This is a genomic window from Rhodococcus sp. 14-2470-1a (genome assembly GCF_002259425.1).
Taxonomy (GTDB): Bacteria; Actinomycetota; Actinomycetes; order Mycobacteriales; family Mycobacteriaceae; genus Rhodococcoides; species Rhodococcoides fascians_E.
Genome location: NZ_NPFZ01000021.1, coordinates 38,558 through 50,477 on the forward strand (window position 1 = coordinate 38,558; position 11,920 = coordinate 50,477).

The 11,920-nt window shown below is 63.1% G+C and carries 11 protein-coding genes; 6 read left to right on the forward strand and 5 right to left on the reverse strand.

Going from position 1 to position 11,920, the window contains the following annotated elements; genetic code table 11:
* Window positions 1-2 precede the first annotated feature (2 nt).
* Entirely contained in the window at window positions 3-1,319 is a 1,317-nt protein-coding gene (locus CH292_RS10705) for a CitMHS family transporter (protein ID WP_094654701.1), read from the forward strand.
* Here CH292_RS10705 and CH292_RS10710 read toward each other — a convergent pair.
* Window positions 1,271-2,014: a helix-turn-helix domain-containing protein gene (locus tag CH292_RS10710; RefSeq protein ID WP_094654702.1), complete on the reverse strand. Its 744-nt coding sequence runs from the start codon at window positions 2,012-2,014 to the stop codon at window positions 1,271-1,273. The two genes, CH292_RS10705 and CH292_RS10710, sit on opposite strands and share 49 nt — an antisense overlap.
* Before the next feature lie 65 nt (window positions 2,015-2,079).
* On the opposite strand from CH292_RS10710, the gene CH292_RS10715 reads away from it, so the two are divergent.
* Entirely contained in the window at window positions 2,080-3,480 is a 1,401-nt protein-coding gene (locus tag CH292_RS10715) for a CoA transferase (protein ID WP_094654703.1), read from the forward strand.
* Window positions 3,481-3,531: 51 nt separating this feature from the next.
* Here CH292_RS10715 and CH292_RS10720 read toward each other — a convergent pair whose 3' ends face one another.
* Together CH292_RS10720 and CH292_RS10725 are read right to left on the reverse strand one after the other, a co-directional pair.
* Window positions 3,532-5,475, reverse strand: coding sequence for a primary-amine oxidase (locus tag CH292_RS10720; RefSeq protein ID WP_094654704.1), 1,944 nt, complete (start codon window positions 5,473-5,475; stop codon window positions 3,532-3,534).
* The gene (locus tag CH292_RS10725) at window positions 5,472-5,840 is read right to left on the reverse strand and encodes a hypothetical protein (RefSeq protein ID WP_094654705.1); all 369 of its coding nucleotides are present in this window, start codon (window positions 5,838-5,840) and stop codon (window positions 5,472-5,474) included. Before CH292_RS10725 ends, CH292_RS10720 begins: the two co-directional genes overlap by 4 nt.
* Window positions 5,841-6,470: 630 nt before the next feature.
* Between CH292_RS10725 and CH292_RS29315 the strand changes: the two genes are divergently transcribed.
* The 4 genes from CH292_RS29315 to CH292_RS10745 all read left to right on the forward strand — a co-directional run bounded on the left by CH292_RS29315 (window position 6,471) and on the right by CH292_RS10745 (window position 9,714).
* Window positions 6,471-6,920, forward strand: coding sequence for a DUF4352 domain-containing protein (locus CH292_RS29315; RefSeq protein WP_231383905.1), 450 nt, complete (start codon window positions 6,471-6,473; stop codon window positions 6,918-6,920).
* A 166-nt stretch (window positions 6,921-7,086) separates the two neighbouring features.
* Window positions 7,087-7,929 (forward strand): SDR family NAD(P)-dependent oxidoreductase, encoded by an 843-nt coding sequence (locus CH292_RS10735; RefSeq protein WP_249277262.1) that lies wholly within the window; start codon window positions 7,087-7,089, stop codon window positions 7,927-7,929.
* Window positions 7,926-8,423, forward strand: coding sequence for a hypothetical protein (locus tag CH292_RS10740; protein WP_094654708.1), 498 nt, complete (start codon window positions 7,926-7,928; stop codon window positions 8,421-8,423). Before CH292_RS10735 ends, CH292_RS10740 begins: the two co-directional genes overlap by 4 nt.
* A gap of 82 nt (window positions 8,424-8,505) precedes the next feature.
* Complete coding sequence (locus tag CH292_RS10745; RefSeq protein ID WP_094654709.1) at window positions 8,506-9,714, forward strand: Fic family protein; 1,209 nt, start codon at window positions 8,506-8,508, stop codon at window positions 9,712-9,714.
* 40 nt (window positions 9,715-9,754) lie between these two features.
* Here CH292_RS10745 and CH292_RS10750 read toward each other — a convergent pair whose 3' ends face one another.
* Both CH292_RS10750 and CH292_RS10755 read right to left on the reverse strand, forming a co-directional pair.
* Window positions 9,755-10,567, reverse strand: coding sequence for a hypothetical protein (locus CH292_RS10750; protein WP_094654710.1), 813 nt, complete (start codon window positions 10,565-10,567; stop codon window positions 9,755-9,757).
* Entirely contained in the window at window positions 10,567-11,643 is a 1,077-nt protein-coding gene (locus CH292_RS10755) for a CaiB/BaiF CoA-transferase family protein (protein ID WP_256978025.1), read from the reverse strand. The genes CH292_RS10750 and CH292_RS10755 overlap by 1 nt, the downstream gene beginning before the upstream one ends.
* Window positions 11,644-11,920: the final 277 nt, after the last annotated feature.

Here is an 11,920-nt window from a genome sequence, read left to right on the forward strand (position 1 = left end):
TCATGCTCGCAGTACTCGGTTTTGTCTCGCTGGCGTCGTTCATGCTCGTCGTCATCAAGAAATGGGCGACGGCACTCGTCGCGGTCGTCGTCATTCCCATCGTCGTCCTGTTGATCAGCGGCAGAGGCGCTGATCTACCGGAGATGGTCGCGGCGGGAATCGAAACCGTCTCCCCCACAGCAATTCTCCTGTTGTTCGCCGTTCTCTACTTCGGCGTCATGATGGATGCGCGGCTCTTCGACCCGGTTTCACGCGCCATCATCCGCTTGTCCGGCGGTGACCCCGTCAAGATCTGCGTCGGCACCGCCGTTCTTGCCCTACTGGTCGCGCTGGACGGCGACGGCACCACCTCGTACATGATCATCTGCTCGGCATTCCTACCCATCTATCGGCAGCTGGGGATCAATCCACTTGTCATCGCTACGATCTCGACGATGGCACTGGGTACCATCTCGGGAACCACGCCGTGGGGAGGCGCCGCCACCCGAGCCATCAGTGTGCTGGGCATCGACGCAACCGACTACTTCGTCCACATGCTTCCCGCGATGCTGCTGATGTGTGCCGCCATCATCGGACTCGCGTATCTGCTGGGACGCAACGCACGCAAGAACATCACACCCGAACGAATCGCGGAAGTCAGAGCCGACATCGGGTCCGGTGGTCACCAGCGTTCCGAGGATGGCACCGTGATGACCAAGGCAACGTGGCGAACCTGGGCCAATGCGGCCGCGACCGTCACACTGTTGGTGTTGCTCGTGTTCGGCGTCGCCGACCTGCTGGTGTTGTTCATGTTGGGCTTCATTCTCGTTCTCGTGCTGAACCATCCGCGTCCCTCGGATCAGGGAGAGGTGATTCGCGCACACGCGGCCAACGCGGTCCCTGTGGTCATCCTCGTGCTCGGTGCAGGGGTGTTCACCGGAATCCTCACCGAGACCGGCATGACAACGGCCATGGCGAACGCGCTGATCTCGCTGATACCAGACGGCGCCGAAGGCCTACTTCCCGCGGCTGCAGCGGTGATCGGTATCCCGTTGAGTTTCTTCATGGCCAACGACGCCTACTTCTTCGGGATCGTTCCGGTCCTGGCGGAATCGGCAGCGCAACATTCGATTCCGCCGGAGGAGATGGCCCGCGCCGCGGTCATCGGGCAGATGGCCCACTCGATCGGGCCGGCGTCGGCGCCGTTGTGGGTCCTGCTCGGCCTCGTCAGGTCCTCCCTGGGTGACTTTCAGCGCTTCGCATTCCTGTGGGTCATGACGGCATCGCTGCTCTACGTGGTGTTCGCCGTGCTTACCGGCGCCATCTCGCTCAGTTTCTGACGTACGGCGCGAGCAGCGACTTCGAGGCTTGGTACTCGTCCTCCCCTCGGGGCCCGCCGAGCCGTCAGAACAAGTGCGACGCCAGTGTGTTCGGCGGGCAGGGCGACTGCCGCGATGTCCGGATCGGCGAGACCGTCGCTGCGGGCGATGCGATCGCGGCGAATCGACGACACATCCTTGGAAAATGCTTGTGCCGCAGACGGGTCGGTGTGCGTCAGGTCGGCGAGGATTCTGTGTCGGACTGCCTCGTCGCTGAGCGCGAGCAGCAACCGTCCCGCCGCAGTCCGCAATACCGGCCGCGGTCTGTGATCGTCGGCGACGGTCTGAATGCGCGACGGCGCCCGCGGGCCTGCGTGGTCGAGATAGAACACATCGCGGCCCACCAGTGCCGCTGTCGTCAAGGGGACCTGGGCATGCCGACTGAGCGAGAGCAGTGCGCCGTGGTCCATCCCGACGATCCTCGGAGTGCCGGCGATCAAGTCGAGGACATGCGGACGAAGGCCGATCACATATCCAGGGCCGAGCATCTGCAGGTACCCCAGCGCGCTCAACTCGCGTACCAGGTCCTGAGTCGAACTGATGGGGGCGTCTATGCCCCGAGCGATCATCGACAGTGTCAACGGAGCACCCGACCGTGCGACAAGGTCGAGAATGCGACCCGCACGTGCCAGAGAACGATGACCCGAGCCGTCCATGCGCACCACTTTACGGATATCCGTAAGGCCGTGCCTGTGCGCCTGGATTGATTCACGCTCGAACCATGAACAACTTTCCAGCGACTCATACGATCGTCGAGGACCTGAATCAGATTTTGGGCGGACCCACCGCGCTGTCGAGCGTAACGGTGATCGGACAGGATCCTTTGGTGCCCTCCCCACACCGGCTTGCCGACGCTACATCCGCCGCGATAGCGGCGTTCGCGCTTCAGATCGCCGCAGTCCGGGAGGACATAGGTCGACCATCGCAATCGATCACCGTGCGCGCCGAGCATGCGATCGATCAGCTGCGGGCGTCGTACCTCACCAGTGTGTCCGGTGTTCCTGCGGCGCATCTCATGGAAGATCCGCGTGCACTGGGAAACAACGACTTCTATCGTTGCCGCGATGGACGGTGGATCTTCCTGATCACCACCTACGCGGGACTGCGCGACGCGGTGTGCGCCGTCCTCAACTGTCCGCCGTTGCCGGATCGGATCGCCGACGCGAGTAGTCATTGGGACGCGGTCGCTTTGGAGAACGCAGTCTGTGCCGCGGGCGGTGTTGCAGCCGTCGTGAGAACCACTGCCGAATGGCGCGCCACCGAAGAAGGGCGCTATCTGCACGGCCGCGATGTGGTCGAACTCGAGCGGATCGGCGACGGGGCCCGAGTTCCACTCCCAGAGGCAGCCGCCTGGCCGCCTCTGGGTGGAGTACGGGTGGTCGATCTCACCCACGTCATCGCCGGACCGGTCTCCACGCGGCTGCTCTCGAGCTTCGGCGCGGATGTTCTGCACGTGTCGCGCCCGGACAACCCCGACCCGAACGCCATGGTCGCGATGACCGGCGGCGGAAAGCGGAACGCCTTCGTCGACCTACGGACCCCGAAGGGAGAATCGGACTTCCGCCGGTTGTGCGCTGAGGCGGACGTGGTGGTCAATGCGTATCGGGGTATCGTCGAACGCGGGTTCGGCTCCGAGGCGCTCGCGAAACTCCGTCCCGGAGTCGTGGTGTGCGAATACCACTGCTGGGGAGCAGACGGTCCGTGGTCGAAGCGTGGCGGGTTCGACCAGTTGGCCTGCTCGGCAACCGGGTTCGCCGACTCCGAGACCGTTGACGGCCGACCTTCGCTTCCCCCTACTTACCTGCTCAACGACTATCTCGCCGCCTATCTAGGTGCGGCAGGGGTTGTGGCCGCTCTTCGTAGACGAGCGCTCGACGGTGGAACCTGGCGCGTGCGGGTGAATCTCGCACGAGTCTGCATGTGGGTGCAAGACCTCGGTTTGTTCGACCAGCGCGATGTGGCTGCGCTGCCGCGACCAGCCGACCCGACAATCGGATTTCACACGATCTGGAGCCCGTTCGGTGACATCACCGAACCCACGTTGCCGATGGAATTCGAGCGGCTCCCTACACCTACACCGGGAACTCCCACGCCGCTCGGCAGTTTGCCGGCGGCGTGGTGAGCCTCGCTCGCGAGCTTGCTATGTAATTTCGTGCGGATGCGACGGACTCGCCTAACAGCAGTGACCACCCACCTTCGGTGTCTCAGGTGCCAGGTCGAGCATCGGGTTACCGTCGAAGAAGCCTGTGGGCTTGAGGTGCAGGCTCACATGACTGACCGGCATGACTGGCCAATCCTCGGGTCGCACGACGTGATGGGCAGCAATCGTAGGCCAGATCACCAGGTCGGCGTCCTCCAAAGATCGATCCTGCGCGGTGTAGGCGACAAGCCCGTCGTGACCGGGGTTCTGGGCAACGTACTCGCCTGCTGCGTAGCGTTCCCGCTCTGTGTACGGTGTTGCCCACATGTGCTTGGTCGCGAAGCCGCCACGACGCGCCTGCTGCGAACCCGGCTGTGCCAGAGGCAAAGCCACCGCGCCCGACGGCTCGATCTTGTACCCGATGTGCCCGCCGAGCTTGTTCGTCTTATCCGCATTTGCGATCAGCCAGGACCGAGCTTTCAGCGGATCCGCGACGCGCTGCGCCTCCGACTCGCTGGTCAGCTGACGCTTGGTCTGACGCCACGCGTTACCGTGCGGGTTCTCCGGGCCGACGGGGACTGCCTCGGCTTCGAGTTCGTACAGATTGTTGCGCTCACCGTCGACCTTCATGTCCAACCGCACACTGAAGAAATGCTGGTGATGCGGCCCGTACAACCCTGGTGCGACGAGGGTGCCGAACTCGGGAATCTGCCCCTGCTCGATCGCTCCAGTGGAGATGATGCCGGTCAACTTGATCTCGAACTCGATCGACCCGTCGAGGTAGAGGTTCCAGTAGAAGCCGTAGTCGTAGTTGCCGACCGTCGCGAAGAAAGACACCACCAACCGACGATTACGACGGACCTGCCCCAGATTGTCGCGGAAGTCGGTGTGCTTCCACCCGATGCTGTAGTCCTCCTCGTGCATGCAGATCGCGTTCGGTAGTTCGATCGGCTGCCCGTCCTGATCGTTGACGTAGGCGTCGAAGTAGTGGATCTCGCCGAGGCAATCACAGCCCAGCTGAAGCGAATTCGCCAGCACACCAAGCCCGTACTCACCCTCGTCGAAGACGTTCTTGTTCCACTGACTGTCGCCGGGATCGCCGTAGGGGACATACATTTCGGACAGTGACGCGCGATGGATGACGGGACGAACGGTACCGCGATCGACGTAGTTCACGTCGTGCAGCACGAGGCCCTCACGTGGTGTGAAACCGACGCGTAGCCGCCAATTGGCCCACTCGACGTAATGGCCGTCGACGGTGAACGACGGGCCGTCGGGTTGAGTTATGTCGATCTTCTTCATCGGCGCACGCTGCTGCGCGAACTCGGGCACGTTGCCGGGGCGTTCGTAGAAGCCGGGCAGGTAGTTTCCGGGTGTCCGGGGGATGGGTACGACGCCGGTGTCGGCGACGTCGACGACCTCCATCGTGTCCATATCGACTGTCACGACGAGGTTTTCGATGGGGCGGGCGTACCCGTTCTCCTGGGCTTCGCTGCGAACGAAGGTGAGTGGGCGGGCGAGGCGTCGACCACCGGGGTTGTCGCCTTCTGTCGTGTGACCGCTGGCCCACTTGTCGACCATGGCCAGGCTGAAGTCGGTGACGCCGCGCTTGATCATCGCTTCCTGCCAGCGCGGGTCGGCTTTGATGACGTCCTCGCACTGCAGGAACTCTTCGAGCGTGATGGGCGGCTGAGCGTCGGCGATTTCCGTGTAGCTGACGACCGCATCCTCGGCGAGGGAGACGATCGCTTCAAAGGTGGCGTGGGCGTCGCGATCGCGCAGCACGATGAAGGCGCGACGGTCTGTATGCGGTTGCTTCAGTTGCTCTTTGGACGGTTCGTTCAATTCGATGTAGACGAAGCGCGCCGAAGACGTGAGGTTCTGTTCGCGGATCACAATCGCGGACGCCTGCGAAATCTCCTGCGGACTCAGCGGTTCCAGCGGGTGTGTGGTGACGGGCGCGAACGTGTCGGTCATCGAAGCTCCTGCAATCGGTAGGGACGAAACTCAGGGGGAATGCTGCGGGTGCGGAAGAAGACGACTGCGGCAGCGAGGACCAGCTCGACGGCGGCCACCGCTGACGCCGTCGTCATGCTCGAACCCTGGCCGACGGGGTGATGGTGTGCTGGGAACGACGAGTGCGCGAGGATCATGCCGGCGCTCGTGGCCGCGACCATCACCCATGCTCGATTGCCTCCGGATCGGAGTAGATCCAGTGCGCAGTAGACGCACAAGAGCGCCATGGCTGTAACAAGCGCGCTGGAGACGTCGGTGACGCCCATGCGCAGGTGCAGAACGGCCGACACCAGGGCCAGAGCTGCGGCAATCCGGTTGATCAGCACCCTCGTCCACTCCCATCCGTCGTCTGTTCCGTCGACGGTATGGGTAGACCATTACTGGTATTCGTAGCTCGTGTGAGGGGTGTGTTACTCGGGCCTCGGGCTCGGACCTGGACTAACCAACTGGCAGTCCGTCGCAGGTGATAGACGTATCGGAGTCGATGTGCGGAACCTCGCTGAGGCGGGAGCAAGACAAGGTCATTCGATTGAATGATTCTGAAGTCAGAGTTGAAACATTCCGACCTTTCGGTCCTATAACTACGGAGCACCACTTCGACCAGAGACCAGGACGCCATGACGTTTCCGCACGACCCCAATCAGCCCCAGCCCTCCGGGCAGCCCCCTTTCGGTCAGCCTCAGCCATTCGCGCAGGCCCCTTACGGACAACCCCAGGCTCCCTACGGTGCCCAGCCGCCGCACGGTCAGCCCTACCCTCCGCAGCCGTACGGCCAGCCGCAGACTCCCGAGAAGAAGAAGCGTAAGTGGCCGTGGGTTGTCGGTGGCGTCGTGGTAGTGCTCATCGTGGCTGGGATGGCAGGTGGGGGTGACGACGACAAGTCGAGCACGACAGCACAATCCACGTCGTCGGTCGCGGTCGCACCTCCCGCTGGCGCGAACGCATCTCTCGAGGCGGTGGCGGCACCCGTCGAACCGGCTACTTCCGCACCGACACCGGAACAGTCGGCTCCAGGAATCGGCCAAGAAGTGCGTGACGGCAAATTCGGGTTTGTCGTGACTGGCGTCGAGACAGGTGTAACCACACTCGGTGACAACCCGTATCTGCAAAAGGATGCGCTTGGGCAGTTCGTTCTCGTCAACGTCACGGTCACCAACGTGTCCGATCGATCGCAGACTTACTTCGGCTCGAACCAGAAACTGATCGACACGCAGGGACGCGAGTTCGAGAACGACACAATGGCGGCGATCAATCTCGAGGCCGAAACTGCAATCGGGGGCGACATCAATCCCGGTCTGTCACGGAACATCACGATCGTATTCGACATTCCCGTTGACGCGGTACCCGCGACGCTCGAGGTGCATGACTCCATGTTCTCCGGTGGGGCCGAGATCGCGCTGAGATAGGTTGAGTCGTCTTCGGCCGGGCACCGCATCGGTGTCCGGCCGTTCGGCGTACCAGGCCGGCCGTGTGTCCAGTAGTCCTCTTTCGAGGACTACTGGACACACTCGTCCGTTGCTAGCGTCAGCTCGGTCAGGTGCTGCAACTTATTCGACGGGCAAGGAATCTGTGGTGTCTACTCTTCTTTCAGGCAAAGTCGCCGTCATCACCGGAGCCGCGAGTGGCATCGGACGGGGTATCGCATCTCGGTTCGTCGACGAGGGCGCGCAGATCGTTCTCACCGATATCGACGACGATGCCGGAGCTGCGCTGGCTGCAGAGCTCGGCGAGCACGCCGTCTACGCGCACGTCGATGTCACCACCGAGTCCGACATCGCAGCGGCAGTCGCTTTGGCTGCAGATACTTTCGGATCGCTGGACATCATGGTGAACAACGCTGGTGCACAGGGTGACCCATCATCGATCATCGACGCGGATCCCGATGGATTCGACCGCACCGCAGCTCTCCTCACACGATCGGTGTTGCTCGGACACAAGCATGCTGCGCGCCGGTTCATCGCCCAAGGAACTCCAGGCAGCATCATCTCCACGGCCAGTGCTGCAGCGATTCAAGGTGGGTGGAGCACTGTCGGATACACCGCAGCCAAGCATGCCGTCGTAGGGCTGGTGCGACAGGCGGCCGCGGAACTGGGCCCCAGTGGGATTCGGTCGAACGCCATCGCGCCCGGAATCATCATGACTCCCATCATGGCCCGCACGTTCGGCGTCGAGCCCGCGAAATCCGAACAATTCATGGACTTCCTGGCCGCGCGACTCGGACCCGGACAGCCCTCGCGTCGAGTCGGGTTTCCCGACGACATTGCCTCGGTCGCTACCTTCCTCGCCAGCGACATGGCGGCCTACGTCAACGGCACCGTCATCCCGGTCGACGGCGGCGCAACCACGGTGACACTCGGAACGTTCGCAACCGACGTCGTAGCTGCAGCAGCAGAGTTTGCCGCGTCACAGCCATGACCAGCCAAGTGGCGAGTTCGTGGGGAGTGGAGTCGGACGAGCACGAGTCATCGACAATCCATGTGTGCCTCGACGCGTCCGCGACGGCGGACGCTGAAGACCACGTGTGGCTCACTGGATCTCCGCCGGCCAAGACCGTGTTCATTCGAGCCGACGACCTCGGTCAAGCCCAGTCGATGCGCACGCGAATACGACGTGAACTCGGAACCGAGGGAGAAGATGCGGCGAGTTTTGCCGTCGTTCTCGAGTTGGAAACGCACATCGCCGATGACGCACGCACGGCACGAAAGGAATTGGCCTCGTCCTCGACTGGCGCAACCAAGACGGTTCGTTACGTCGGAACGTCGAGCGGGCTGGCCGGCCTCGTCGCCGATATCGAAGCCGCGTCCGTTGCGGATGCTGTACTGATCATCCCGGTTGTTTCTTCGCGTCGTCAGGCCGTTTGCAACCGCATCTCAGCAGAGGTGGTTCCGCTGCTGAGGCGCATGGCGTAGGAGGCCGAAGTAGGTCAACCGTTGGGAGACTATCATTGTCCATACCAAACGATATTTACCTAAGGTTTGGTATGGTTGTTTGATGGCCAACGATTCGAACAGTGGCCTGGCCGCCGTCGAGTACGAAGATCGGCCATGGCAATCGTCGTCTGCTGCTGCATCCAGGACGCAGCGCAAGCTGCATGCAGGTGTCTACCGGGCCGCGGTGCCTCCGCGGATTGCCGATCTGGAACTCCGACTCACCGATGAAGTCTCGGCCGAATCCGAGGACGCGCTGCGTGAAATCGTCCGATTCGACGAGTACGCATCGCAGCGTCTCGGCTCCTCGACCGAGTTGGCGCCGATGAGTTCGATCTTGCTCAGGTCCGAGAGTGCGGCCTCGTCGCAGATCGAGAACCTCACGGTCGGCGCGCGGTCCCTCGCGCTGGCCGAGCTGGGTTCACCCACCAGTCGGAACGCATCGATTGTCAGCGGCAACGTGCGTGCGATGGAGGCCGCACTGGCAGCGAGTTCGACGGTGTCTGCCGAATCCGTGCTCGCCATGCACAGGGCACTGATGGAGCCGGCGGGCGATCCCGACGCCGGGCAATGGCGAACCCAGCAGGTCTGGATCGGTGGTTCGAATTTCGGACCCCACCACGCCGCATTCGTTCCGCCGCATCACGATCGACTCGAGGCCTGTTTGGACGACCTCTTCGCGTTCGCGTCGAGAGCGGATCTGCCCGTTCTTCCTCAGGTGGCCGTCGCGCACGCGCAGTTCGAGACCATCCACCCGTTCACCGATGGCAACGGACGCACCGGCAGGTCGTTGGTACATACAATGCTTCGTCGGGCAGACGTGGTCGAACGCGTCACAGTCCCGCTGTCCGCGGGTCTGCTGGCCGACACTGCGTCGTACTTTGCGAGTCTCGAAGAATATCGACTGGGCGATGTCGAACCGATCGTTCGCCGGTTGAATGCCGCGGCGTTCGCCGCTGTATCCAACGGAAGGATGCTGGTCGACGAACTTGCCGATGTGCGAGACCGGTTCGGCGCCAACGTCGTTGCGCGTCGCGAATCGGTTGTGTGGAGCCTCCTCGACGCTCTCGTTGCACAGCCGGTAATCGACAACCCCTTCGTGCAGAGGACATTCGGTGTCAGCGACATGGCTGCTCAGCGAGCTATCGATCGACTCGTCGGCGCGGAAGTTCTCCATCAGACCTCGAAGGGGCGACGAAACCGCGTCTGGCAAGCGGACGAGATCCTCGATGCACTCGACCGTTTCGCCGAGCGCACGCGTCGGGGGCGGTGATGAACTGCGCTGCAATCCTACGCGGCCAAGGAGATGCCCACTAACGCGCGGTCACCAATCCCCGGGCCAGGACACCGCTCTGGGCGTCCACGACCAGAACCTCGCTACCCGAGTCGGTTTCACGCCCGACCAATCGAACCTCTGCGTCCACGAAGACCGGTGCCTGCATCTGGAGCGAGAACCTCTCGACCTTGATCCCCGGCTGCGATCGAACAGCGTAGTCGAGCAACAACATCCGCACCAAAGGTCCGTGGACCAGGAGGTCCTGCAGACCCTCGACACCGCGAGCCCAGTCCCGGTCGTAGTGCACGAGATGTGTGTTGAACGTCAGTGCCGAGAACCGGAACAGCTGGCGGGAATCGAGCGTCAAAGACTCCGTCCACGCCCACTCCGCATCGGGTGCTGGTGCCGGCGGCTTTGCGACAGCACCGGGCTTCGCAGCCTCGAGGAACACGTCGTGCCAGACGCTCGAGATCGCAAGCTCACCGGCGACGAGGTAGTTTCTCTCGATGTCGGCGAACACCAGACGCCCGCCTCGCCCTTCCTTCTCGACGACTGCGCCGGCCTGAACTCGCTGCTCGACGACGTCGTCGTACGCCAGGGGTCGGTGAAAGACAGTGTCCTCACCGGCGTACATCCGTCGCGGCAGGTCGATGACAGGTAGGACGCCGTCGTCGGCGGGGGAGCCATCGGGGCGGAGATCGGCCAGAGCGGCGTCGAACGGAAAGTAGATTCCCTCCCAGCCGGGAGGGAGCTCACCCGTCGACTTCGGTTCTGCGGTGAGAGGCGCGAAGGTGCCGCGATAGGCGGCCGCGGGCGCGATTCGCAGGGACTCGGTTCGGACCACCGCCATCAGACGACCCCACCCGCTCGCAACTCGGAGATCTTCTCGTCCGAGTACCCCGCCATACCCGCGAGGACCTGATCGGTGTGCTCACCGAGCGAATTGGCCCGACGGGCCGGGTCGGCAGGCGTCGCGCCGAGTTTGATGGGCTGCCCGAACATGCGCAGCGTCCCGAATTTGCCGTAATCCGCTTCTACGATCATGTCTCGCTCGGCGGTGCCCGGATCCTCCACCACCTCGCCGATGTTCTTGATCGCGGTCAGCGGAATGACGGCACCGGCAAGATCTTCCAGTTCGGAGCGCTTGCGCCCGTCGAACCAGCTGATGATCAACGGCTTGACGCGACGCTCGTAGACCTCGGGGTCGAAACGTTTGCGCATGGTGTCGATCTCGGGATCCGTCGCGGCCTCCGGCGTGCCGAACAGCTCGCAACTCGCGTTCCAGAGGCGGTCGGTGTAACCGCCGAAGAACACCTGGCCATCGGCGCAGGGGAACAGCTCGTACGGACGCACCCAGGCGTGCTTGTTGCCCGACGGCACGGCGGTCTTGCCGTCGACGGTGTAATCGACGACGGCAGTTTCCGTCATCGCGAAGATGCTGTCCACCTGTGCGACGTCGACGAGCTGGCCCTGGCCTGTGCGCTCGGCGTGCCGAAGTGCGGTGAGTGCACCGATCACGCCGAACATGGTGGCGGAGAGATCACCGATCGTGACCCCGACGCGCACCGGTTCCTCGCCGAGCTGACCGTTCATCGACCACATACCGCCCGCAGCCTGCGCGGTGTTGTCGAACGCAGGATAAGAACTGCGCGTGCCGGTTTGGCCGTAACCGGAGATCGCCAGGTAGACCAGCCGCGGGTTGATCTCGGCGAGGGTGTCGTAGTCGATGCCCAGCTTCTTGGTGGTACCCGGCCGGAAGTTCTCGATCAGCACGTCGGCCTTCGCGACCAGGTCCTTCAGAACCGCCTTGCCCTCGTCAGCGCCGAGATTCAGCGTCAAGCCCAGCTTGCCGCGGTTGTACTGGGCGTAGTACGCAGAGAATTCGTCGTCCTCGGTCTTCATGTAGGGCGGGAACCCGCGGGCCACGTCGGGACCCTTGTAGCTACGGTTTCCCGTTGACCAATTGACCGGTCTTTGCGCGGGGGAGGGGATGTGATCTGTCAGGTCGCCGCCACATCCGGGAACGAGGCGGACATGTCGGTTCCGTTGCGCAAGACTAGTTTCACCCGGGATGTGCCGTCGACAACGCTGACCCCGCGTTGGCCACTGGAGTCCGCACGGGTTCGATCGGCTGCCAGGAACCGGTGTAAGCCCAGGTTCCCTGGTCAGAGCAACGATTCTTCTTCATTCCGTGGTCGCTCAA

Coding starts and splice junctions, on each gene's coding strand:
- CH292_RS10745 (WP_094654709.1), top strand. CDS start 8,506: ATGGCCAACGATTCGAACAGTGGCCTGGCCGCCGTCGAGTACGAAGAT.
- CH292_RS10705 (WP_094654701.1), top strand. CDS start 3: ATGCTCGCAGTACTCGGTTTTGTCTCGCTGGCGTCGTTCATGCTCGTC.
- CH292_RS10740 (WP_094654708.1), top strand. CDS start 7,926: ATGACCAGCCAAGTGGCGAGTTCGTGGGGAGTGGAGTCGGACGAGCAC.
- CH292_RS10710 (WP_094654702.1), bottom strand. CDS start 2,014: ATGGACGGCTCGGGTCATCGTTCTCTGGCACGTGCGGGTCGCATTCTC.
- CH292_RS10715 (WP_094654703.1), top strand. CDS start 2,080: ATGAACAACTTTCCAGCGACTCATACGATCGTCGAGGACCTGAATCAG.
- CH292_RS10720 (WP_094654704.1), bottom strand. CDS start 5,475: ATGACCGACACGTTCGCGCCCGTCACCACACACCCGCTGGAACCGCTG.
- CH292_RS10750 (WP_094654710.1), bottom strand. CDS start 10,567: ATGGCGGTGGTCCGAACCGAGTCCCTGCGAATCGCGCCCGCGGCCGCC.